At 62.3% G+C, this 23,640-nt stretch carries 23 protein-coding genes; 2 read left to right on the plus strand and 21 right to left on the minus strand.

Annotation, left to right across the window (positions count from 1 at the left end):
- Window positions 1-2: 2 nt before the first annotated feature.
- Both J2X15_RS06370 and J2X15_RS06375 read left to right on the plus strand, forming a co-directional pair.
- Complete coding sequence (locus tag J2X15_RS06370; protein WP_310340476.1) at window positions 3-1,859, plus strand: AMP-dependent synthetase/ligase; 1,857 nt, start codon at window positions 3-5, stop codon at window positions 1,857-1,859.
- Window positions 1,860-1,909: 50 nt separating this feature from the next.
- Complete coding sequence (locus J2X15_RS06375; protein WP_310341232.1) at window positions 1,910-3,085, plus strand: ABC transporter substrate-binding protein; 1,176 nt, start codon at window positions 1,910-1,912, stop codon at window positions 3,083-3,085.
- A 32-nt stretch (window positions 3,086-3,117) separates the two neighbouring features.
- On the opposite strand, the gene J2X15_RS06380 is transcribed toward J2X15_RS06375, so the two are convergent.
- From J2X15_RS06380 to J2X15_RS06480, 21 genes are all read right to left on the minus strand, one after another.
- Window positions 3,118-3,423, minus strand: a complete 306-nt coding sequence (locus J2X15_RS06380) for a DUF1330 domain-containing protein (protein ID WP_310340478.1) — start codon at window positions 3,421-3,423, stop codon at window positions 3,118-3,120.
- Window positions 3,424-3,457: 34 nt separating this feature from the next.
- Window positions 3,458-4,078, minus strand: coding sequence for an FMN-binding negative transcriptional regulator (locus J2X15_RS06385; protein WP_310340480.1), 621 nt, complete (start codon window positions 4,076-4,078; stop codon window positions 3,458-3,460).
- Window positions 4,079-4,260: 182 nt separating this feature from the next.
- On the minus strand, window positions 4,261-4,770 hold the full coding sequence (locus tag J2X15_RS06390; RefSeq protein WP_310340481.1) for a thioesterase family protein: 510 nt from the start codon (window positions 4,768-4,770) through the stop codon (window positions 4,261-4,263).
- A gap of 9 nt (window positions 4,771-4,779) precedes the next feature.
- Window positions 4,780-5,970 (minus strand): acyl-CoA dehydrogenase family protein, encoded by a 1,191-nt coding sequence (locus tag J2X15_RS06395; RefSeq protein ID WP_310340483.1) that lies wholly within the window; start codon window positions 5,968-5,970, stop codon window positions 4,780-4,782.
- Window positions 5,971-5,974: 4 nt separating this feature from the next.
- Window positions 5,975-6,862 carry an SDR family oxidoreductase gene (locus tag J2X15_RS06400; protein WP_310340485.1) on the minus strand — a complete coding sequence of 296 codons (888 nt, stop codon included), beginning with the start codon at window positions 6,860-6,862 and terminating at the stop codon, window positions 5,975-5,977.
- Window positions 6,862-7,521 carry a TetR/AcrR family transcriptional regulator gene (locus J2X15_RS06405; protein ID WP_310340487.1) on the minus strand — a complete coding sequence of 220 codons (660 nt, stop codon included), beginning with the start codon at window positions 7,519-7,521 and terminating at the stop codon, window positions 6,862-6,864. Before J2X15_RS06405 ends, J2X15_RS06400 begins: the two co-directional genes overlap by 1 nt.
- A gap of 195 nt (window positions 7,522-7,716) precedes the next feature.
- A complete protein-coding gene (locus J2X15_RS06410; RefSeq protein WP_310340489.1) occupies window positions 7,717-8,481 on the minus strand; it encodes an enoyl-CoA hydratase in 765 nt (254 codons plus the stop codon).
- Window positions 8,482-8,515: 34 nt separating this feature from the next.
- A complete protein-coding gene (locus tag J2X15_RS06415; protein WP_310340491.1) occupies window positions 8,516-9,322 on the minus strand; it encodes an acyl-CoA thioesterase in 807 nt (268 codons plus the stop codon).
- Complete coding sequence (locus J2X15_RS06420) at window positions 9,319-10,215, minus strand: alpha/beta hydrolase family protein (RefSeq protein ID WP_310340493.1); 897 nt, start codon at window positions 10,213-10,215, stop codon at window positions 9,319-9,321. The genes J2X15_RS06415 and J2X15_RS06420 overlap by 4 nt, the downstream gene beginning before the upstream one ends.
- A 57-nt stretch (window positions 10,216-10,272) precedes the next feature.
- Window positions 10,273-11,466, minus strand: a complete 1,194-nt coding sequence (locus J2X15_RS06425) for an acetyl-CoA C-acyltransferase (RefSeq protein ID WP_310340495.1) — start codon at window positions 11,464-11,466, stop codon at window positions 10,273-10,275.
- A gap of 4 nt (window positions 11,467-11,470) precedes the next feature.
- Window positions 11,471-11,971: a DUF4442 domain-containing protein gene (locus tag J2X15_RS06430; protein ID WP_310340498.1), complete on the minus strand. Its 501-nt coding sequence runs from the start codon at window positions 11,969-11,971 to the stop codon at window positions 11,471-11,473.
- Between the two features lies 1 nt (window position 11,972).
- Window positions 11,973-14,372: a 3-hydroxyacyl-CoA dehydrogenase/enoyl-CoA hydratase family protein gene (locus tag J2X15_RS06435; RefSeq protein WP_310340501.1), complete on the minus strand. Its 2,400-nt coding sequence runs from the start codon at window positions 14,370-14,372 to the stop codon at window positions 11,973-11,975.
- Window positions 14,373-14,390: 18 nt separating this feature from the next.
- Window positions 14,391-14,825 carry a DUF2147 domain-containing protein gene (locus J2X15_RS06440; protein ID WP_310340504.1) on the minus strand — a complete coding sequence of 145 codons (435 nt, stop codon included), beginning with the start codon at window positions 14,823-14,825 and terminating at the stop codon, window positions 14,391-14,393.
- Window positions 14,826-14,874: 49 nt separating this feature from the next.
- Window positions 14,875-16,671: an acyl-CoA dehydrogenase C-terminal domain-containing protein gene (locus J2X15_RS06445; RefSeq protein WP_310340506.1), complete on the minus strand. Its 1,797-nt coding sequence runs from the start codon at window positions 16,669-16,671 to the stop codon at window positions 14,875-14,877.
- A 37-nt stretch (window positions 16,672-16,708) separates the two neighbouring features.
- The gene (locus tag J2X15_RS06450; RefSeq protein WP_310340508.1) at window positions 16,709-17,383 is read right to left on the minus strand and encodes a TetR/AcrR family transcriptional regulator; all 675 of its coding nucleotides are present in this window, start codon (window positions 17,381-17,383) and stop codon (window positions 16,709-16,711) included.
- A 108-nt stretch (window positions 17,384-17,491) separates the two neighbouring features.
- Complete coding sequence (gene slmA, locus J2X15_RS06455; protein WP_310340510.1) at window positions 17,492-18,154, minus strand: nucleoid occlusion factor SlmA; 663 nt, start codon at window positions 18,152-18,154, stop codon at window positions 17,492-17,494.
- Window positions 18,155-18,210: 56 nt separating this feature from the next.
- On the minus strand, window positions 18,211-19,641 hold the full coding sequence (locus J2X15_RS06460) for a sensor histidine kinase (protein WP_310340512.1): 1,431 nt from the start codon (window positions 19,639-19,641) through the stop codon (window positions 18,211-18,213).
- A gap of 23 nt (window positions 19,642-19,664) precedes the next feature.
- The gene (locus J2X15_RS06465) at window positions 19,665-20,351 is read right to left on the minus strand and encodes a response regulator (protein WP_310340513.1); all 687 of its coding nucleotides are present in this window, start codon (window positions 20,349-20,351) and stop codon (window positions 19,665-19,667) included.
- Between the two features lie 60 nt (window positions 20,352-20,411).
- The gene (argB, locus tag J2X15_RS06470) at window positions 20,412-21,311 is read right to left on the minus strand and encodes an acetylglutamate kinase (RefSeq protein WP_310340514.1); all 900 of its coding nucleotides are present in this window, start codon (window positions 21,309-21,311) and stop codon (window positions 20,412-20,414) included.
- An 89-nt stretch (window positions 21,312-21,400) separates the two neighbouring features.
- Window positions 21,401-23,266 carry a polysaccharide biosynthesis protein gene (locus J2X15_RS06475; RefSeq protein ID WP_310340515.1) on the minus strand — a complete coding sequence of 622 codons (1,866 nt, stop codon included), beginning with the start codon at window positions 23,264-23,266 and terminating at the stop codon, window positions 21,401-21,403.
- Window positions 23,256-23,618 (minus strand): H-NS histone family protein, encoded by a 363-nt coding sequence (locus J2X15_RS06480; RefSeq protein WP_310340517.1) that lies wholly within the window; start codon window positions 23,616-23,618, stop codon window positions 23,256-23,258. The genes J2X15_RS06475 and J2X15_RS06480 overlap by 11 nt, the downstream gene beginning before the upstream one ends.
- Window positions 23,619-23,640 lie beyond the last annotated feature (22 nt).

Consider the following 23,640-nt stretch of genomic DNA (forward strand, 5'->3'; position numbering starts at 1 on the left):
ACATGAGCGGACTTTGGGACACCTCCTCCATCCAACCGCGTCATGACATCGTCATGGCCGGCGACACCATTCCCGCGATGTTCTGGAACGCGGTGGAACAGCGCGGCCCGAACGTCTGGATGCGGCAGAAGCACCTGGGCCTGTGGCGCAGCTGGACCTGGAACCAGACCGCCGACGCAGTGCGCGAGATTGCAGGGGGACTGATCAGCCTGGGCTTCGAGAAAGGCGATACAGCCTCCATCCTGGCCAATACCGTGGTGGAGTGGGTGTGGGCCGACTTGGGCGTGCTATCCGCCGGAGGCGTGTCCAATGGCATCTACTCCACCGATGCGCCTAGCCAGGTTCAATACTTGTGCGAAGACTCCCGCACCCGCGTGCTCTTTGTGGAAGACGATGAACAACTGGACAAAGCACTGGAAGTGCGCGGCCAGTTGCCAGGCTTGCGCAAGATTGTGGTGTTGGACATGGAAGGCCTGCGTGGCCTGGATGACCCAGGCGTCATCAGCCTGGAAGCGCTGCGCGTGCTGGGCCGCGCCTACAACGCCGCGCACCCACAGGCCGTGCTGCAACGCGTGGCGGCCTGCCAACCGCAGGATTTGGCCATTCTGGTTTACACATCGGGCACCACAGGCAAACCCAAGGGCGCCATGCACCTGCACCAGGGCCTGGTCTACACGGTGCGGGGCTTCAACACGCTGATTGCGCAAACCGAGCTTGACGAGCGCATGTGTTTTCTACCGCTGTGCCACATTGCCGAGCGCATGGGCGGCGAGTACTTTGCGCTGTACACCGGTGCCAAACTCAACTTTGTAGAGAACCCCGAAACCATTCCTGAGAACGTACGCGAGATTGCGCCCACGGTATTTACCGCCGTGCCGCGCGTATGGGAGAAGTTTTACTCGGGCGTGATGATCGCGCTCAAGGAAGCGGGCTGGGTGCAACAGGCCGTTTATGCCTGGGGCATTGGGGTGGGCACGGCAATTGCCGATCGCGTGCTGGCGGGTGACCCTGTGGGAGGTTGGCTCAAGTTCAAGTTCAAGGTGGCACAAGTGCTGGCACTGAACAATGTGCGCAAGCTCATCGGTATCCACCGTGCGCGCTACCTGGTGACCGGGGCCGCCCCCATCTCGCCCGACCTGGTGCGCTGGTACCTGGCCCTGGGCGTGCCCATGCTGGAGGTGTGGGGCATGACGGAAACCGGTGGTGCCGCCACAGGCGTGCCAGCTCACAAGATCAAACCGGGGTCGATTGGCCCGGCTGCAGGCTTCAACGAAGTGAAGCTGGACCCGGCCACGGGTGAATTTTTGGTGCGTGGCCAAAACGTGTTTGCGGGTTACCTGAACCAACCCGAGAAGACCGCAGAGACCCTCACCACCGATGGCTGGCTGCACACGGGCGATGTGGGCGTGGTGGACGCGGATGGTTACTTCCGCATCACCGACCGCATGAAGGACATCATCATCACCGCGGGCGGCAAAAACATCACGCCCAGCGAGCTGGAGAACGACCTGAAGTTCTCGCCCTACATTACCGACGCGGTGGTGATTGGCGACAGGCGCGCCTACCTCACAGTGATCGTGATGATTGACCAGGAGAACGTGGAGAAGTTTGCCCAAGACGCGGATGTACCGTTCAGCAACTACACGTCGCTCACCCGCGCGCCCGAGGTGCAGGCGCTGATCCAGGCCGAGCTGGACCGGGTGAACCAGAAGTTTGCCCGCGTGGAGCAGATCAAAAAATTCTTCTTGCTGGAAAACCAGCTGACGGCGGAAGACGAAGAACTCACGCCCACCATGAAGCTCAAACGCAAGCTGGTGGAAAAGAAATACGAAGCCCAGATAGAGGCCATGTACCACTGAGCGGCCCACTGCCGCCCAGCTCTTTCACCACCGAGGAGACTTTCACCATGATGACACTGCGCACCGCCGCCGCTCTGGGCGCCCTGGCCCTGACGGCATCGCTGGCTTCGGCCCAGCAAGGCATCAGCAAGGACGAGATTTTGCTGGGCTCCATCCAGGACTTGTCCGGCCCTATCGCCGGCTTTGGCAAGCAGGCCCGCCTGGGCATGCTGCTGGCCGTGGACGAGATCAACGAGCAAGGCGGCATCAACGGCCGCAAGGTCAAGCTACTGGTCGAAGACTCGGCCTATGACCCCAAGAAGGCCGTGCTGGCCGCGCAGAAGCTAGTGAATCAGGACAAGATTTTCATGATGGTGGGCCACATTGGCACCGCGCAGAACATGGCGGCCATGCCGGTGCAGTTTGAGAAGAACGTGATCAACTTCTTCCCCATCACCGCGGCGCGCGAGATGTACGAGCCCTTCCACAAACTCAAGTATTCGTATGCCGCCCCCTACTACGACCAGATGCGTCTGGCGGTCCCCAAGCTGGTGAAAGAAAAAGGCGCCAAGAAGGTTTGCACCCTGTACCAAGACGATGACTTTGGGCTGGAAGTGCTCAAGGGCGGCGAGGATGGCCTGAAGACCATCGGCATGGAGTTTGCCGAGAAGACCTCGTACAAACGCGGCGCCACCGATTTCTCGTCGCAGGTGTCCAAGATGCAAGCTAGCGGCTGCGACTTCATCGTGCTGGGCACCATCATCCGCGAAACCATTGGCGCCATCGGCACCGCCCGCAAGCTGGGTTACAGCCCCACCTTCATCGGGTCCAGCGCGGCCTATACCGACTTGATCCACAAGCTGGGCGGCCCTGCCATGAATGGCCTGTACGCCACCATGACGGTGCAAAACCCCTACACCGACGAACAAGCACCGGCTATCCGCTTCTGGGCCAACAAGTACAAGACCAAGTTCAACGAAGACCCCACCGTGTTCTCGGTCTACGGCTACAGCATCGTCAACACCTTTGCCACCGTGGCCGGCAAAGCAGGCAAGAGCCTGAGCACCGACAGCTTCATCAAGGTCATGGATTCGCTGAACATCCCCAGCGACATCTTCGGCAGTGCGCCCCAGTCCTTCAGCGCCACCAAGCGCCTGGGCAGCAGCGCTTCCCGTATCTCGCAGATCACCGATGGCAAATGGAAGGTGGTATCGGAGTACGTGGGCGACCCAGCGTTAAAGAAATAAAGGGCGCGGCCCCGATGGGTGCCCCTCGCTACTCAAGCGGGCTGGGGGCCGTCGTAACCCTCGATCACAAGGAGCTCAATCGTGCACACGCCATCACGCAAAGACTTGGCGTGTTGGTAGCCGGGGGACTTCCAACAATCCAGCGCCGCTTGGTAGCTGGGGAATTCGATCACCGCGTTGCGCGACCGGCTTGCGCCCTCCAAGGCTTCAAAGGGGCCACCACGGACCAGGAATTTTCCGCCGTAGTGCGCCAGCGGTTCGGCGTTGGCAGCGATGTAGTGCTTGTACTGGTCGAGGTCGCTGATATCCACGCGAACCATCCAATAACCTTTTGGCATGTCGAATCCCTTTGCGTTGAAAAATCTACCGTGTTCATGCCTTGCGCATGGCGTGTGCGATGGCATTGCTTCCCCGTGCATCCAAAACATCCGCGGCGCCCAGCCGGTCGCGCGCCTCCCTGTTTTGGCTGAACTTGACCTTCCCCACCAGCGATGTGATGGCGATCTCAAAACCCACAATGTTGCGCAACATCGCGTCGATGAATTCTGGTTCGGAATCCCCCATCCTCCAGGGCTTGGGCTCGGCGGCCTCATGGCGTCGCGTCAACTTGGCCACGACGCCCCGAACAAATCGCTCGTCATCATGCAGGGTGATGGTGCCTTGCACGTGCACCACTTCATAGTTCCAGGTGGGGACCTGGCGATGGGCCTCCTGTTTGCTAGGGTACCAACTCGGCGAAACGTAGGCGTCGGCACCGCGAAACACCACCATCACCGGAGTGCCGCTGGGGCAACGCTGCCACAGCGTGTTGGCGCGGGCGACATGCCCGATGAGGGTGCCATGTGGCCCTGCGCTCGCGTCCAATTCCATGGGGATATGGTCAGCATCCAACCCGTCGGCTCCGTGGGTTACCAGCACGCCCAGGGGGTACGCGCGAATGATGCGGTGCAGTTCTTCCGTTCGGGTTTCGGCAAAGTGGGCAGGAATGTACATGGTCGGCCTTCGAAGGCAAAAGCTGTGCAATGAGCGCTACTGTGACTGAAAACCGGCGCCATGAGAAATCTTTGCCGCAGGGAGTGCATACCGGCGGTCTGCCGCAGGACAAGACACTTCACATAAAAATACCGCCCAGCCCCCGTAAACACTGCGCAAGCAGCTACCAAAACAATAGCAAATCAGGCAACAATGTAAGCCGCGGCCCCGGTGGACAGCAGCTTGCCGTCGGCGCCCAAAAACTCCATGCGCGTGGAGGCCACGCGGGAGCCCAGGCGCATGACTTCGGCGCGCAGCTCAAAGTGCTCACCAATGCCGGGGCGCAGGTAGTCCACCCGCAGGTCGATGGTGCCCAGCTTGGCAAAGCGGTGCAGACGCTGCAGCGGTGCTTCGTCCATGTGGCGCGCACCGATGGCAGCCATCACGGCCAAACCGCCCATGGCGTCGAGCCCCGCGCTGATGACGCCACCGTGGATGCGGTTGAAGCTGTAGTGCCCCACCAACTCGGGCTTCATGGCGATGTGTGCCACCACGCGCTGCGGCGTGATGCTGGCAATCTTCAGCCCCAACACCTGGTTAAAGGCGATGCTGTGCTCAAAGATATGTCGCAGACCCTCGATGAACTCGGCTTCAAACACCACCGGGGCGTCTGGGCTGTCAACGGAAGTAGCTGGCACAGGTGTTTTGGGCATGGGGCATTCTCACAGGCCGAGCTGACGGCTGGCCAACTCTTTCATGATCTCTTCGGTACCGCCACCGATCATCATGACCTTGACCTCGCGGTAGAGGCGCTCGCACGCAGTGCCGCGCATAAAGCCCATGCCACCCAGAATCTGCACACCCTGGTCGGCGCAAAACTGCATGGTCTGCGTGGCATGGTTTTTCAGCAGACAGAGCTGCGCCACCCACTCAGCTCCCTTGGCCGACTTGTCGCCGCGTTCCCCCGCATCGGCTCGCGCCGCCACCGCGTGCAGCCAGGCGCGCGTGGACTCGATGCGCATCTTCATGTCCATCAACTTGTGGCGAATCACCTGGTGGTCCACCAACGCCGTGCCAAAGGTTTTGCGCTGCTGCGCCCAAGCCAAGGCCTCGTCGTAACAGCACTCGGCAAAACCCAGCGCCATGGCGGCCATGGACAGGCGCTCGCCATTGAAGTTGGTGAGGATCATCTTGAAGCCCGCACCCTCCTCGCCCACCAGATTGGCGGCCGGCACGCGCACGCCGTCAAAGCGCAGATGTGCGGTGTCGGAACACAACCAACCCATCTTCTTCAGGGGGCTACGCGACAAGCCCGCGGCGTCACCCGGGACCATGAGCATGGAGATTCCCATCGGGCCTTTGTTCTTCAGGTCCGTGCGCACGGCCACCGTGATCCAGTCGGCGCGCATGCCGGAGGTGATGAAAACTTTCTCACCATCCACCACGTAGGCGTCGCCATCCAGCCGTGCCGTGGTGTTGAGGGCCGACACATCGGTGCCGCCCCCGGGTTCAGTGATGGCCAGTGCGGCAATCTTCTTGCCGGCCAGCACGTCGGGAACCACCTGTTGTTGTAGCGCATCGGAGCCATGGCGCAGCACGGGTGGCAGGCCGATGTTGTGACTAAACAGGCTGGCCATCAAACCACCGCTGCCACCCGTGCGGGCCAGAACTATCGTCAAGGCATTGCGCAGCGCCCACGGTGCGGGCGTGCCTCCCAACGCCTCGGGGTAGCCCAAGCCTAACCAGCCCAGATCAGCTGCACGCCGGTAGAGGGCGCGAGGAAATTCGCCTGCTTCTTCCCAGTCTTCCAGGTGCGGCACCACCTCAGTGCGGATGAAACGGCGCGCGGCGTCTTCGACGGCAGCGATGTCTTCCGCGGCAATGCCGTCTGGCGAATGGCTGACCGTCTGCATGGCGTCAGCTACCGGCGAACACTTTGGGTGTGCTTGCCCGGTGAAAGCCATTGAAGGGTTTGATGGCATCACGCGCCTGAGCCTTTTCGTCCGCCACACGCATGGGCCAGCCCATGCGCACCTGGGGCCGCGCACCGTCGATGCGCAACGTGCTCCCGCTGATAAAGGCCGCTGCAGGGCTCAGTAAAAACACAATGCCGGCGGCGGTTTCGGCCTCGGTGCCAAAGCGGCCCAGCGGTACGGTCTTGGCCATCTCGCGCAGCATGGGGCCCATCTCCGCGGGATAGTGGTCCATGCCGCTGGAGGCGATGTAGCCCGGCGCCACCGCATTCACGCGCACGCCACGGCCCGCCCATTCGGTGGCCGCGGTTTCGGTGAAGCTGACCATGCCCGCGCGCGCCGCACCGCTGTGGCCCATGCCGGGCATGGAGCCCCACATGTCGGCCACGATGTTGACGATGGCGCCGCCGTGCCGGGTCATGCTCTGGCTGAAGCACTCGCGCGCCATCAGGAAGCCGCCCGTCAGGTTGGTGTTGATTACAGCCTCCCAGCCCTTGGCGCTGATGGCCTCCAGCGGCGTCATGTACTGACCGCCTGCGTTGTTCACCAGGCCGTCGATCTGGCCATGCTGCGCCACGATAGCGGCCACGGTCTGCTGCACTGCCTCCTCCTGGCGGATGTCGCACACATGCTGGCTGGTCTGACCGCCGTCCTCCGCAATCTCGGCGGCCACTTTCTCCAGCTTCTCGGGCTTGCGGCCAATCAGTGCCACGGTAGCGCCAAGCGCAGCCAACTCATGCGCCACACAGCGGCCAATGCCGGAGCCACCGCCCGTCACCACCACTACCTTGCCCGCGAACAAACCGGGCGCGAACACGGAACCGTACGACATCAGGACTCCTTCAAAAACAAGGCCATGGCGGCGTCACCCAGTTCTTCGACGGACGCGCCCTTCTTGGCATCAAACCACTGCACCGACCAGTTCAGTGCCCCCAGCATCAACAGGCGCGCAAGCTTGACCGGCGCTTTGAGCTGTCCTTGGGTGTGCAGGGCTTCCAGCACCGGCATCCACAGGGCTTCGTAGTCGGCAATCAGCTGGGCCAGCAGCTTGCGCTGGCGGCTGTTGAGCGAGCGCCATTCGTACAGCATCACCGGCACAAAGTCATTGCCAGGCCCTAACAGCCCGGCAAAGTGCGTATGCACCAGCGCGGCCAGCTGCGCGGCCGGTGGCTGCTCGGCATAGCCAGGTTGGCTGAGGGCCGCGTGCTGGTTGGCCAGCGCGGTGTGCATGCCCTCCTCCATCACGGCGAACAGCAACGCGTCTTTGCTTTTGAAGTGGTAGAAGGGCGAACCGCTTTGCATACCGGCAGCAGCGGCAATGTCACGCGTGGTGGTGGCCGCAAAGCCCTTGCGGCGAAACAGCTGGGCCGCGACCTTGAGCAGTTCGTGGCGGCGGTTGCCGTCGTCGCGCTCGTCCACGGTCTTGCGTGGGCGGCCACGCGGGCGCTTGGGAACATCGATATCGGTGACAACAAGATCGGGAGGCGTCATGCCCCCGACCTTACCAAGCCTCCCTATTTTTAGCAATCGATTGCTTGGTAAAAATAAGCTGTGTCAGTCCACGCGCTGGTTTTCAGACGTGTTCCGTAGTGTCATTTCAGACACCTCGGGATTGCTTATGCTCTTCTTTTGATAGCTACTGGCGCAATATCGACGGCGGCTAGAGGCCCCTTTGACTCACAACCCTCACACTTTGCTGAAATCGGGCTTGCGCTTTTCCATGAAGGCGGAGAAAGCTTCCTTGGCGGCGGGGGCCTGCAGCAAGCGGCCAAAGCTTTCAGCCTCTTCATCGATGCGCTCCAGCACCTGGGCCATCTGGCCCTTCTTCAGCAGACGCTTGGTCTCCACCAACGAGGTCAGGGGTTTGGCGGCCAGCTTGCGCGCTTGCGCCTGGGCGATGCCATTGGCCTCGGTGGGCGGCACCACGCGGTTGGCCAGCCCCACTTCGAGGGCGGCCTCGGCCATAAAGGGTTCACCCATCAGCAGCGCTTCGGCCGCGCGGTGGTAGCCCATCATCTGCGGCACCAGCAGGCTGGAGGCCGCTTCGGGGCAAAGGCCCAGATTCACAAATGGCATGGAGAAGGCGGCGTTGTCCCCCGCGTACACCAGGTCGCAGTGGAACAGCATGGTGGTGCCAATGCCCACCGCCGGGCCACACACGGCCGCCACGATGGGCTTGGGGAAAGCCGCCAGCGCACGCAGAAAACGGAACACCGGCGCGTCGTTGGACTTTGGGGCTGCGCTCAGGAAATCGGCAATGTCATTGCCCGCGCTGAACACCGTCACATCACCCTGGAACACCACCACGCGCACAGCAACATCGTCACGTGCGGCGTCCAGCGCATCGGCGCAGGTGGCGTACATGGCCTGGGTGAAAGAGTTTTTCTTTTCCACCCGGTTCAGGGTGATGGTGGTGATGCCGTCGGCGGTGTCGATCAGGATGTCTTGCATGGTCGGTCTCTAGAGAAAGGAATTGGCGATTGGATCACTGTTTGTAGTAGACGATCTGGTGCGTCGTCACCAGCAGCACACCGGCCTGGTTCCACAGCTGGCTGCTCTGGTCAAAGAAGCCGTTGCGAAACGCCTGAGCCCGCGCCTGGCCCAGCAGGTAGCCACTGCCGGTTTGCGCCAACTGCTCGGCGCTGGCATGGAAGTACACGGTCATGGACACCGTGCCCACTGGCACGTGGGTGGAGCGGCGGATGAATACACGCGGAAAGAAGATGTCGGAAATCGATGCCAGCGAGGCGAAGTCCAGCGGGCGCGGTGGCTGGTCGCGCACCCAGAGCTGCGACAGGCTGCTGTCACCTTTCCCATCCCACACCTCGGGCAGGCCGCCGCTAATGGGGCGTGACTCGAAACGCCGCACAAACTCCATGGGGGCCCGCACCGCGGGTAGCGGCACATCCTCCGGCGGCGGGCAAATGGGCATGGGCTCCTCGTCCAGGCTCCAGGTCTCGCGCCGCACGGCGGTCACGGCAGTAGCCGTGAGTACGGCCTGGCCATTCTGCTGCAGCTCGATCACCCAGTGCTGGGTGGAGCGGTTGGTGCGTACCGCGCGTGCCTGCACGACAAAGTGGCCATCGGCCACCGCCGCGCAAAAGTTCACGGTGAGCGAGACCGGGTCGCCCAGGCGGTCCGGGTGGCGCAGCACGGCGCTGAGCGCCTGGGCTGCCGTGATGCCGCCAAACGGGCCCACCATGTTGGCGTAAGCCGGGTGGGTATGGCCCAGCCAGCTGCCATCGGGCTGGCGCTGCAGCGCCACCGCTTCATCAAACGGGTGGGAATTCATGCGGATGCAACATTGGGTGCTGGGATGGAAGCAAAGCCGTTCAGCCACTGCTCCAAGCGCGGCCACAGCAGCGACTGATGCTCGGCGCGGAACGGGCCAAAGTGGCCCAGACGGCGCACGGACAGATCGGCCGGCGCAATGCTGTGCACTTCTCGCGGCGCGTTGGCATACAGCTTGATCAGGCTGTGGGTGCCACGCAGGGTCATGAGTTCGTCATCGGTGATAGACAGCGCAACCACGGGGAACTGCACCTGGGCATAGCTCTGCTGCACTGCCGCGCCCTCGGCGCCCACGCTGTAGCGCGGATTCAGGCACCACTTGCGCCATTGCAGGATCACGCCCTTGGGCAGGTCGCCCACTTTGCGCAGGCGCTTGCCGGGGAAGTAGCCAAACAGCTGGGTTGCCAGCGGCACCAAGATGAACCAGAAGTACGGCACGATGCGCTTGAGCTGGGGCGCGTTCTCACGCCAGTAGCCGCTGCCCGCGGCCACGCTGAGCAAGCCACTCACCTGGTGCGCGTTGCGCAGCAGGCCCGGTAACTGGGCGCCCAGGCTGTGCCCCAGCAGGTACAAGGGCAACCTGGGTACAGCGGCCTTGGCGTGATCGATGACCGCTTCATAGTCGCGCGCCCAGTCATACAGGTCGGCCTGAAAACCCTTGAGCCCACCGGGAGGGAGCGAATCCCCCATACCGCGGTAGTCAAAGCTGGTGACTTGCCAACCCTGGGCCGCCAGCCACTGGGCAAAGGGGGCGTAATAGTCTTGCCGCACGCCCATGGCGCCGCCAATGACCACACTGCCACGCGCGGCGCCCTGGGCCGAGTAGGTGCGCAGGGACAGCGGCGTGCCATCGGCTGCCAATAGGGTTTGCGTTACAGAAGAAGTCGTGGCCATCGTGGTCTCCTGACAGATTAAAAAAGGCCACCCACGGTGGCCTTTTGGTGCGGCGTATCAGACGCGTTCAAAAATCCCGGCGGCCCCTTGCCCTGTGCCCACGCACATGGTCACCATGCCGTACTTCAGGTTGTGGCGGCGCAGCGCGTGGATGACGGTAGCCGCACGGATGGCACCGGTGGCGCCCAGTGGGTGGCCCAGCGCGATGGCGCCACCCATGGGGTTGACCTTGGACGCATCCAGGCCCAGCGTGTTGATGACCGCAAGAGACTGGGCCGCAAAGGCCTCGTTCAACTCGAACCAGTCGATGTCCTCATGCTTCAAGCCGGCGTAGCGCAGCGCGGCAGGAATCGCCTCAATGGGGCCAATGCCCATGATCTCGGGTGGCACACCGCGTGCGGCAAAGCTCACAAAGCGCGCCAGGGGTGTCAGGCCAAATTGCTTGACGGCCTTTTCGCTGGCCAGAATCAGCGCGCCCGCGCCGTCACTGGTTTGCGAGCTATTGCCGGCGGTGACGCTGCCACGAGCGGCGAACACGGGCTTGAGCTTGGCCAAGCCTTCGATCGAAGTGTCAGGGCGGGGGCCTTCGTCCAGGCTCACGGTGCGGGTCTTGGTGGAGACCTCGCCAGTGGCCAGATTGGGCGTACGCTCGATCACGTCGATGGGTGTGATTTCGTTGGTGAATTCACCGGCCTGTTGGGCCTTGATGGCACGCAGGTGGGATTCCAGCGCAAACGCGTCCTGCATCTCACGGCTCACCTTCCACTGCTGGGCGACCTTCTCGGCAGTCAGGCCCATGCCGTAGGCGATGCCGACGTTCTCGTCGCGCTCGAAAATCGCGGGGTTGAAAGAAGGCTTGTTGCCCCCCATGGGCACCATGCTCATGGACTCGGCGCCGCCAGCAATCAGCACATCGGCCTCGCCCACGCGGATGCGGTCAGCCGCCATCTGGATGGCCGAGATACCGGAGGCGCAGAAACGGTTGACGGTGATGCCGCCCACGGGGTGGTCAAAGGCCAGGCCCACGGCCACGCGGGCCATGTTCATGCCCTGCTCGCCTTCGGGGAAGGAGCAGCCAATGATGGCGTCTTCAATCGCCTTGGGGTCCAGCGTGGGCACTTGCAGCATGGCACTGCGCAGGGCGGCCACCAGCAGTTCGTCGGGGCGGGTGTTGCGGAAGTAGCCGCGGCCAGAGCGCCCGATGGGCGTGCGCGTGGCGGCAACGATGTAGGCGTCTTGGACTTGTTTCATAGGATTAATCCTTAGGTTTTGGGGTGGGTATCCACGCCCAGATGAATTCACATTGGATGGGCTGTTCGCCCGATTCGTCGCTGACCTGCACGGGCACGCTAACTTCGCCCTTGTCGCTTTGCTGCATCTGCAGGCGCTGCGCGTCGGACAACGTGGCCACGGCGCGCATGGCGCCCTGGGCACGGCGTTTGAAGTCGATGCGCATGGTCTTGGCCAGGGGCAGGCAGTCGTCACGCACATTCATGCCCACCACCATGCCGGTGGCCGTTTCGGCCAGCAGCGCCATGGCCGCAGCATGCACGCCCTGGATGTGGTTCTGCACGCGGCGCACATTCGCCACGGCAATCTCCACCCGCTCGGGCGCCATGTGCGCAAAGTCCAGCCCGGCCGTGCCTGTGAACGGCACGGCGCGACCCATGACCTTGTTGCGCAGCCAGGGGCGCAGCGCGGCGGGCACGCGGTCGAGCTTGGCAACCGAACGGGCAAGGCGGTTGGGCTGAGCCATCTTAGTTACGCACCGGCTTGCCGGTGGACATCATGCCCATGATGCGTTCTTGCGTCTTGGGGTGCGTCAGCAGACCGCAGAAGGCTTTGCGCTCCATAGCCATCAGGTATTCCTCGGTCACCAAGGTGCCGGCATCGACCTGGCCACCGCACACCACTTCGGCAATCAAGAGACCGATGTGGAAGTCGTGCGCGCTGATGAAGCCACCGTCGCGCATGTTAACCAGCTGGGCGCGGATGGTGGCGATGCCACTGCGGCCGGCCACCGGGAAGCTGCGCTTGTGCGGCGCGCGGTAGCCGCCCGTGAACAGCGCCTTAGCCTCGTTGATGGCGACGAACAGCAGTTCGTCCTTGTGCGGCACCACGATGTCGCTGTCCAGCAGGTAGCCCAGCTTGCGGCTTTCCAGCGCGCTGGTGCCCACCTTGGCCATGGCCGCGGCGGTGAAGCCTTCGGTGAGGAAGGGCAACACATCCTTGGAGGTGGACAGCGCCATGTTCTCGGCAGCACGGCGCGCGATGTATGTCAGGCCGCCAGCACCAGGCACCAGGCCCACGCCGACTTCGACCAGACCGATGTAGCTTTCCATCGCGGCCACGCGTTTGCTGGAATACACCGCCAGCTCGCATCCACCGCCCAATGCCAGACCACGGATAGCGGAGACCACGGGCACGTTGGAGTAGCGCAGCTTGAGCATAGCGTTTTGCAGCTCGGCCTCTGCGCCTTCAATCGCCTTGGCACCGCCCATGATGAAGGCGGGCATCATGCCTTGCAGGTCAGCGCCCGCAGAGAACATGTCGTCGGGCGACCAGATCACCAGACCCTTGTAGCCCTTCTCGGCCAGTTCCTGCGCCTGCAGCAGGCCTTCGATGACACCGCCACCGATGGCGTGCATCTTGGTCTTGATGCTGGCGATGAGCACTTCGTCATCCAGCGTCCACAGGCGAATGGATTCGTCTTCGAACACGGTCTTGCCCGCGGTCTCGGCCTTGGGTGCGTTGGCACCCAGCACGCTCTCGGGGAAGTGCTGGCGTTCGTACACAGGCAGCAGGCGCACCGGTGCAAAGGTACCAGTGCTGGGGTTCCAGGAACCGGCGGGCGTGTGCACGCCACCGGCCTCGGCCACGGGACCCTTGAAGACCCAGTCAGGCAGCGGTGCCTTGCACAAAGCGCGGCCCGCATCAATGTCTTCCTGGATCATCTTGGCGACTTCGAGCCAGCCGGCTTCCTGCCAGAGCTCGAACGGGCCCTGCTTCATGCCAAAGCCCCAGCGCATGCAGAAGTCCACATCGCGGGCGTTGTCGGCTATGGCGGCCAGGTGGATAGCGGCGTAGTGGAAGCTGTTGCGCAGGATGGCCCAGAGGAACTGGCCTTCCTTGCCTTCGGCATTGCGCAGCAGTTTCAGACGCTCGGCGGCCGGCTTCTTGAGCATGCGGCCATAGACCTCGTCTGCCTTCTGGCCAGCGGGCACGTACTCTTTGCTGGCCAGGTCGAAGCGCGACACATCGCGGCCCACCTTCTTGAAGAAGCCGGCCTTGGTCTTCTGGCCCAGGTTGCCCATCTCCAGCAGGGTCTTGAGCACGGTGGGGGTGGCAAAGCTTTCGTAGAAGGGGTCGGTCTCGATGGATAGCGTGTCCTGCAGCGTCTTGATGACGTGGGCCATGGTGTCCAGGCCCACGACGTCGGCGGTGCGGAAGGTACCCGACGATGCGCGGCCCAGCTTCTTGCCGGTCAGGTCATCGACCACGTCGAAGGTGAGGCCGAAGTTTTCCACTTCCTTCATGGTCGTCAGCATGCCGGCGATGCCGACGCGGTTGGCGATGAAGTTCGGGGAATCCTTGGCACGCACCACGCCCTTGCCCAGGTTGCTGGTGACAAAGCCTTCCAACGCGTCCAGGTACGACGCTTGGGTGGTGGGGGTGTTGATCAGCTCCACCAGCGCCATGTAGCGTGGGGGGTTGAAGAAGTGGATGCCACAGAAACGGGGCTTGATTTCTTCGGGCAGTGCTTCGGACAGCTTGGTGATGGACAAGCCCGAGGTGTTGGACGCCACGATGGTATTGGGGCCAATGAAGGGAGCGATCTTCTTGTACAGGTCCAGCTTCCAGTCCATGCGCTCGGCAATGGCCTCAATGATGAGGTCGCACTCGCGCAGCTGCTCCAGATGCTCTTCGTAGTTGGCCTGGCCGATGAGTGCCGCATCGTCTGCCACGCCCAGCGGCGCGGGCTTGAGCTTCTTGAGGTTGTCGATGGCCTTGGTGACGATGCCGTTCTTGGGACCTTCCTTGGCAGGCAGATCGAACAGCACCACGGGCACCTTGACGTTGACGAGGTGGGCTGCAATTTGCGCGCCCATCACGCCTGCGCCGAGCACGGCGACTTTTTTCACTTGGAAGCGGGACATAAAAATTCCTGAAAGGGGTTACTGGACACGAACCCAGGTTTGGGTGCGGTAGAAGAAACCGATGTAGCCGCGCATCTCGATCTTCTTGCCGCCTTCGATGGGGGTCATGGTCATCTTGTAGACCTTGCCGGTGGAGGGCTCGACGATGGTGCCGCCTTCCCACACGTCTTTGCCCTCAGCCTTCTTCAACCCACGGATCAACTCCAGCCCCAACATGGGCTGGTCCTTGCGATCGTCTTTGCATTCAACGCACAGTTCATCTGACTTGGCTTTGGGGTCCATCACTTTTTCAATGCGCCCAGAGACCACGCCGTTGTTCTCGACGATGCGGATCTCTGACTTGGCCGATCCGTCCTTGTCGTCAATCGTTCTCCACAACCCCACGGGGGTCATCTGGGCCATCACCGAAAAAGCACTGAGGGCCAGGGTGGCCACCAAAGTATTGCGAATCATGGTTGTCTCCTTTTGTAATAAGCAGGACTTGCGGAACACGGTTGAAGCATCAGGCGAACACGGCGTCGGTGTCCATCAGCACCTTGCTGCCGGAGCGCGCGGTGCGCATCAGCGTTGCAGTCTCGGGGAACAGCTTGGCGAAGTAGAAGCGGGCGGTTTGCAACTTGGCCACGTAGAAGGGATCAGTATTGCCGGCCGCGATTTCGCGCAGCGCAACTTGCGCCATACGGGCGAAGAAGTAGCCGAATACCAGGTGACCGGCTACACGCAGGTAATCCACGGCGGCGGCGCCCACTTCGTCGGGGTTCTGGAAGCCCTTGAAGCCGATCTCGGTGGTGAACTTGGTCATCTGGTCACCCAGGATGGCAACGGGGGTGATGAACTCGGACATCTTTTCGTTCGTGCCTTCTTCTTCCACCAACTTGCCCACCAGCTTGCCGAACTTCTTCAGCGTAGCGCCGTTGTTGCCCAAGATCTTGCGGCCCAGCAGGTCCAGCGATTGGATGGTGTTGGTACCTTCGTAGATCATGTTGATGCGGTTGTCGCGCACGTATTGCTCCATGCCCCATTCCTTGATGAAGCCGTGGCCGCCGAACACCTGCATGCAGGCATTGGTAGAGATGTGGCCGTTGTCGGTCAGGAAGGCCTTGGCGATGGGGGTGAGCATGGCCAGCAGTTCGCCGGAATCCTTGCGCACTTTCTCGTCGGGGTGGCCATGCTCTTTTTCCAGCAACATGCCGCAATAGGCCTGCAGCATGCGGCCACCTTCGGCGTAGGCCTTGGCAGTCAACAGCATCTTGCGCACGTCGGGGTGCACGATGATGGGGTCCGCGGGCTTGTCCTTGGCCTTGGGGCCGGTCAACGAGCGCATCTGGATACGGTCTTTGGCGTAGGCCAGGGCGTTCTGGAACGCCACTTCGGTCAGGCCCAGGGACTGGTTACCCACGCCCAGGCGGGCGGAATTCATCATGACGAACATGCCTTGCATGCCCTTGTTGGGCTGGCCGATCATGGTGCCGACGGCATCTTCCATCACGATCTGAGCCGTGGCGTTGGACTTGATGCCCATCTTGTGCTCCAAACCGCCGCAGTAAATGCCGTTGCGCGAGCCCAAAGAGCCATCCTTGTTCACATTGAACTTGGGCACCACAAACAGGCTCACGCCCTTGATGCCGGGAGGCGCATCGGGCAGGCGGGCCAGCACCAGGTGGATGATGTTGTCAGCCATGTCGTGTTCACCGGCACTGATGAAGATCTTGTTGCCGGTGATCTTGTAGGTGCCGTCGGCTTGAGGTTCGGCCTTGGTACGCATGAGGCCCAGGTCGGTGCCGCAATGGGGTTCGGTCAGGCACATGGTGCCGGTCCACTCGCCGCTGGTCATCTTGTGCAGGTAGGTCTGCTTTTGCTCGTCCGTGCCGTAGGTGTGCAGGGCGTGGTAGGCACCGTGTGTCAGGCCGGGGTACATGGTCCAGGCCTGGTTGGCACTGTTGAGCATTTCGTAAAACATGCCATTGACCACCAGGGGCAGGCCCTGGCCGCCGAACTCGGGGTCGCAACCCAGAGCCGCCCAGCCGCCGTCGATGTAGGTGCGGTAGGCCTCCTTGAAGCCCTTGGGCGTGGTAACCGCATGGGTCTTGCCGTCTAGCGTGCAGCCTTCGGAGTCGCCAGAGATGTTCAACGGAAAAATGACTTCAGAGGCGAACTTTCCGCCTTCTTCCAACACCGCATTGATGGTGTCAGCGTCCATGTCCGCGTGCTTGGGGATTTGCTTCAGCTCATCCACGACGTTGAGCACTTCGTGCATCACAAATTGCATGTCGCGCAGCGGGGGGGTGTAAGTTGGCATGGTGCGTTCTCCTGGGTAACTGAAAGAAAAGTGTGGGTTAAACGGCGGACGCGCCGTAGCGCGCGAGGATGTTGGCGAAGCCCTGATTGGCGCGCTCTATGGAGCCGGGGTTTTTCAGAAAACGGGCTTCGTAGTGCAGGGCCAAAATCAGGCCGTGGATTTCGAAGGCCATCTGGTGTTCGTCGGCATTGGCATGCAAGTGGCCGCACTGTTTGGCCAACACCACAGCGCGATACAGGGCGCTGAGCCAGGTTTGCACCGAGGTGGCCAGCGCGTCGCGCACGGGGCCGGGCCGGTCATCAAACTCGACCGCACCACTGATAAAGATGCAGCCTGACTGGATTTCTACGGCCACGCGCTTCATCCAGTTGTGGAACAGCGCCTCCACCCGGGGCAGACCGCGTTCGGCATGCAGCGCGGGATAGAACACTTCCTGCTCAAATCGGCCAAAGTATTCGCGGATCACGGAAATCTGGAGTTCTTCACGCGAGCCAAAGTGGGCGAACACACCGGACTTGCTCATCTGCGTGACCTCGGCCAACACACCGATGCTCAGGCCTTCGAGGCCAATTTGGGTAGACAGGCCAAGCGCCGCCTCGACGATAGCGGCTTTGGTTTGCTGCCCTTTTTGCATGGCACGCTTGGAAGGCGCGCGCTTGGCCGTCGCGTCAGAGACACTGCGGGGCTTGCTAGGAACCGACACGGAAGACATGGATAGGCAGACCACAAAATAGAACGATCGTGCTATTTTGCAGCATTTCCACCACCTACCCCATTAACCCCCGTGTTCTAGAGGGCTACTTCTAGCAAGACTACGGGTTTACCCCAGCATGACTTGCAGCGCGGGCTCGAGGTGCTCGGAGGGCAGGCGCTTGAAACCTGAGCGCGCATAGCGCTGCAGGCGGCCCGCCACAAAGGCGGTGACGGCGGCGGCGCGCACCTGCGCGTCCACCGTGGGGGTGGCCGAGGCCTGGGCGGTGGCGCTGTCGCGCAGGCACTGCTTGAGCGCAGCCTCCACCTTGTCAAACAGCTGGTTCATGCGCTGCTGCAAGCGTTCGTTCTCCAGCACCAGCGCATCGCCCACCATGACGCGAGCCATACCGGGGTTTTTCTCGGCAAATTGCACCAGCATGGTCGCAATGCGGGTGGCTTGGCGCCCCCCCGGATGGCTGCCGTCGGCGGCTTGGGGTTCGCGCTCCACGATCTGGGTGATCAGCGAGAACACCGTGCCTTCGATGAAATCAATGAGGCCCTCAAACATCTGCGCCTTGCTGGCGAAGTGGCGGTACAGCGCGGCTTCGCTCACTTCTAACCGGGCGGCCAGCGCGGCGGTGGTGATGCGTTCGCCACCGGGTTGCTCCAGCATGCTGGCCAGGGTTTGCAAAATTTGCACCCGGCGTTCGCCCGGTTTGGGGCGTTTGCGGCCCGCGCTCTGGTGCTCGGAATCGGCAGCGTCGGCAGAGGGGGCGAATGCGTCGGGCATGGTGGGTCAGGCGGTTGGGTCGAATGATTCTCGCACAGGGCAGGCGGTGCAAGCGGCTAGGCCGGCAAGCTGAGCCAGACCCGCAAGCCCCGGCCAGCGGCCCCACTACCCAGCTGCAGCGGGCTGCGGTGCACGCGGGCAATTTCATCGGCAATGGCCAGGCCCAGGCCATTGCCCTCTACCGCGGTACCGGGCACGCGGTAGAAGCGCTCCAGTACACGGCGCTGCTCGGCCTGCGGGATGCCGGGGCCGTCGTCCTCCACCTCCAGAAACGGCTGGGACGTGGCACCGGGCTGCGGTGCACGCACGCCGCAGCGCAGCGTGACGCGGCCACCTTGGGGCGTGTACTTCAAGGCGTTGTCCACGAGGTTGACCAGTAGTTCGCGCAGTAACCATTCCTGGCCTGTCACGTGGGCAGGGGCCACGTCCAGACCAAAGTCGATGTCCTTGCGCATGGCGACCTCCAGCTGGGCTTCCAGCACCACCTCACACAGCTGCTTCAGGTCCACACGCTGCATGGGCTGGCCTTGGGCGCTGCGCGAGTCGGCGCGCGAGAGGGCCAGCAATTGGTTCGCCAGCTGCGAGGTGCGGCGTGCGGCTTGGCGCAAGCGCAGCACCTGGTCCGCTCCTAAAGTGATAGTGGCTGGCGCAGCGTTTACGGGGGCTAGCGGGCTATTTTGTGCATTTCTCCCGCCACTGACGGCCTGCGCCCATGCTTCCACCTGCGCCTGCAGCCCGGCCAGTGGCGTGCGCAACTGGTGGGCTGCGTCAGCCACAAAGCGGGCCTGGCTCTCGGCCTGGGCGTTGACCAAACCGAACAGGCGGTTCAGCGAAAGCACCAGGGGCCGAACCTCGTCGGGCGAGGCATCGGGGTCCAGTGCCGAGAGGTCGCGCGGCGAACGTCGCTCCACCGCATCCTTCAGTTCCAGCAGCGGCCGCAGCGCAGTACGCACCGCCCAGTTGACAGCGAAGAACCCCGCCACGGCCAACACCAGGTTGGGCAACAGCACCTTGAGCGCCAGCAGGCGCAGCCACTGCTGGCGCGGGTCGGAGCCATCGGCCAGACGCACGACCAGCTCGCCGGCCACCGTTTTGACACGCTGGCTGACGATGCGGTAGGTGACGCCCTCGTACTCTTCACTAGAGAATTCAGCTTCTTTGGTGGTGGGGGGTAGGCCGGTGAGCCAGTCGTCGCCCACCTTCACGCGGCCGTCCAGACCGACGACGGCGAAGGCCGACATGCCTGGCCGCGCACTCAGAAACTCGTCTACTGGCGGGGCGGTTAGCAATACAGGCGGGGCTGTCTCGGTCTCGCCGCGCGCAACCACCGAGTCGGCCAGCAGCGGAACCAGGTTGAGCAACTGCCGGTCCTGCTGCAACGCGGCGCTGTCGGCCGAACGAAAGTCAAACCAGGTATTGAGCGCCGCCAGCAGCAGCAAGGGCAAGAGCAGCAAGAGCAGCAGGCGCCGCTGCAGGCCGGAGGACATACCGCTGACCATGGGGCGCTAGGTCAAGCCGCCAGCAATTCCAGCCGGTAGCCAAAGCCGCGGATGGAGCGCAGCGCGATGCCATGCGGCTCCAGCTTGCCGCGCAGGCGGGAGATATAGACCTCCACCGCGTTGGGTGTGATCTCCTTGTCCCAGCCGGTCAGGGCCTGCAGCAGCTTGTCCTTGTTGGCTGGTTTGGGGGCTTGTAGCAACAGGTACTCCATCACCGTCCATTCACGGGGGCCCAGCTCAATGGGCTGGGCCGCGCCCGCCGCACTGCGGATGCAGGCCTGGCGCTGGGCGGTGTCCAGCTCCAGCGGACCAAAGCTCAGCGTGGCGGAGGTGGCGGCCTGCGAGCGGCGCAACAGGGCGCGCAGTCGGGCCAGCAGCTCGGGCAACTCAAAGGGCTTGACCATGTAGTCATCAGCCCCCATGTCCAACCCCTGCACGCGGTCTTGCAGCGCATCGCGCGCGGTGAGGATGAGCACGGGCATGCTGTGGCCGTTCTTGCGCAGTGCCTGGGTCAGCGCCAGGCCGTCCATCAACGGCAAGCCGATGTCGACCACCGCCACATCAAACGACTCGGCCTGGGTGACTTCCAGCGCGCGCTCGGCGCTGCCCACCCAGTCCACCGCATAGCCGGCGTCCGACAGGCCCAGTTTGATGCCACTGGCCACCATCACATCATCTTCCACCAGCAGCAGTCTCATAGCGATTTTGGCCTCTAGCCCCCGTAGATATTGCGCAAGCAGCTATTGATTCAATAGCAATCAGTGCGAACGAATCATGGTGCCGAAGGCCTGGTCAGTCAGGATTTCGAGCAACAGCACGTGCGGCACGCGCCCATCGATGATGTGCACCGAGTTGACGCCGCTCTTGGCTGCATCCAGCGCGCCGGCGATCTTGGGCAGCATGCCGCCGCTGATGGTGCCGTCGGCAAACAGCTCGTCGATGCGCTTGGCGGTCAGGTCCGTCATAAGCTGGCCGGCCTTGTCGAGCACGCCACTGATGTTGGTCAGCATCATGAGCTTTTCGGCCTGTAACACCGTGGCCAGCTTGGCGGCCACGACGTCAGCGTTGATGTTGTAGCTTTCGTTGTGCTCGCCAAAGCCGATGGGGCTGATGACGGGGATGAAGGCATCATCTTGCAACGCCTTGACCACGCTGGGGTCCACGCTGACGATGTCGCCGACCTGGCCCACATCGTGTTCCTTGTTCGGGTCGGTGTTGTCCAGCATCTTGAGCTTGCGCGCGCGGATCATGGCGCCATCGCGCCCAGTCAGGCCCACGGCCTTGCCGCCGGCCTGGTTGATCAGACCCACGATGTCCTGCTGCACTTCACCCCCCAGCACCCACTCCACCACTTCCATGGTCGGCGCATCGGTGACACGCATGCCCTGGATAAACTGGCCCTGCATGCCCAGGCGTTTGAGCGCGCTCTCAATCTGCGGGCCACCGCCGTGCACCACCACCGGGTTGATGCCCACCAGCTTCAGCAGCACCACGTCTTCGGCAAAGGCTTTTTGCAAGGCCGGGTCGGTCATGGCGTTGCCACCGTACTTGATGACCATGGTCTTGCCATGGAACTTGCGGATGTAGGGCAAGGCCTGGGCCAGGATCTGGGCTTTGTCAAAAGGGGCGATGGAAGACGGTGCGCTGGTGTCAGACATGGTCAGGGTCCGTAGTGAATCGGGGAGTGAAGCGCAAATTGTGCCGCATTGCCGGGACAGATCCTTGCGGCATCCCTACGGCAGAGCGATTAGGCTGGCTGGTAGCCCTGCACGTGCTGGGACATGAAGGCTTTGATGGCGGCCACATCATTGGCATTCGCCGCGTCCTCCAGCACCTGCAGCTCTTGCTGCAGCGCCGCCCAGAGCATGAATGGCTCATGCGCTTTCATGATGCGCGGGTGGGCTGTGAGCTGGGGGTTGTCGCCAATCAGCAATTCTTCGTACAGCTTCTCGCCCACGCGCAGGCCGGTGACGGCGATCTCGATATCTCCGGTGGGGTGTGCGGCATCGCGTACCGACAGGCCAGAGAGCTGCACCATGCGCCGGGCCAGGTCCATGATCTTGACCGGCTGGCCCATGTCCAGCACAAACACATCGCCCCCTTGCCCCATGGCGCCGGCCTGCAGCACCAGCTGCGCGGCTTCGGGAATGGTCATGAAATAGCGTGTGACTTCTTCATGGGTCACCGTCAATGGGCCGCCCGTAGCGAGCTGCTTTCGGAACAGAGGCACTACGCTGCCGCTGGAACCCAGCACATTGCCGAAGCGGACCATGGAAAAACAGGTTCCCGTATTCGCATCGGCCAACGCCTGCAGCACCAGTTCGGCCACACGCTTGGTGGCGCCCATCACATTGGTGGGGCGGACCGCCTTGTCCGTGCTAATTAACACGAAGCGTTTGGTGCCACTGGCCGCTGCAGCCTGCGCCATGTTCAGTGTGCCAAATACGTTGTTGCGAACGCCCTCGCCCGGGTTGTCCTCCACCATGGGGACGTGCTTGTAGGCGGCTGCGTGGTAGACGGTGGCCGGACGGTAGGTTTCGCAAATCGCGCGCAGGCGCTCTGGATTCGTCACGCTGCCCAGCAACGGGATCAGCTCAACTTGTAATTGCTGGGCAGCGCAAATGGCTTCCAGCTCTTGGTGGATGGCATAGAGGCCGAATTCGTTATGGTCCAGCAACAGGAGCTGACGCGGTTGCTGCAAGGCGATCTGGCGGGTCAACTCGCCACCGATGCTGCCACCGGCGCCGGAGACCAGAACCACTTGGCCTGCCAGGTCTTTGGCCAGCAGAGCCACATTGGGCTGCACAGGCTCACGCCCCAGAAGATCTTCAATATCCAATTCGTGGATGTCTTGGACCGTGACCTTCCCGCTGGCGAGATCCGCCATGCTAGGTAGCGTGCGCACATGTACCGGCAACCCTTGCAAGGACTCAATGATCTGGTTGCGCCGCTCGCGGGTAGCGTTGGGCATGGCGAGGAGGATGTCGGTGATGCCCTCGCCATGCACCAACTGCAGCAGTTTGTCTGCGGAATGTACGGCGACGCCATTGATGCTGCGTCCGTTTTTACTACTGTCGTCGTCGACGAAGCCAACCAGAATGTAGTGACGGGCCAAGCCCAGCGCCGCTGCGGTTTGGGCCCCCGCAGACCCAGCACCAAATATCAAGAGGCGCCCGGCTTTGCCCAGGGATTGCCCCGCCAAACCCGCCAACCAAAACCGGGCACATGCCCGGCTGGCACCGACTAATAGTAAAAATACAATGGGCTGCAATAAACCCAAACTGCGAGGCACACCAAGCCATTGCTGCCACAGCAGTACAAACGTCAGCAACAAGGCATACAGGGCGACAGCTTTACCCGTTGCAACCAATGCAGCTTGCCCGGTGTAACGGAAGATCGCCCGATACAAACCGAAGCGCACAAAAATGGGAATCGCCAACATTGGGGCAATGCCATACACCCACCATTGTTGCCCAACAGGGTAATAAGTATTGTCCAGGCGCAGGGCGTAGGCGATCCAAGTGGCTACTACCGCCAAGACCACATCCAGCGCCATGACCGCCAGGCGCTTGGCCGTGCGAGGCCAAGCCAAAACCCAACGGCTATTGAGCATTAATAGCGAAAGATTCCTTGGTTTGCCCCTGTGCAATCAGAGTGGACAACCATTTGGGGGTCAACCCACGGCCAGACCAGGTTTCACCATTGGGACCACGGTATTTGGGAGCGACAGCAACACCCGCAGTTTTACTGGCTTTTGGAGATTTGGCAGTTGCGGCCTTCTTGCCACGCACACCCTTCACGGCCTTGGCAGGCTTTGCACCTTGCAAATCCTTAACAGTAATGCCAAACGCCTGCATCTTGGCCAAGATATCTTGCACAGTACTATGAAATTCCTTGGCCTTGATTTCACTGGCCTGCTTTTGCAGTTTTTCGATTTGGCTTTGGATATCGATCAGATTATTCACAAATTTCTCCTGTTATGAAATG

This window comes from Rhodoferax saidenbachensis (assembly GCF_031457975.1).
Taxonomy (GTDB): domain Bacteria; phylum Pseudomonadota; class Gammaproteobacteria; order Burkholderiales; family Burkholderiaceae_C; genus Allorhodoferax; species Allorhodoferax saidenbachensis_A.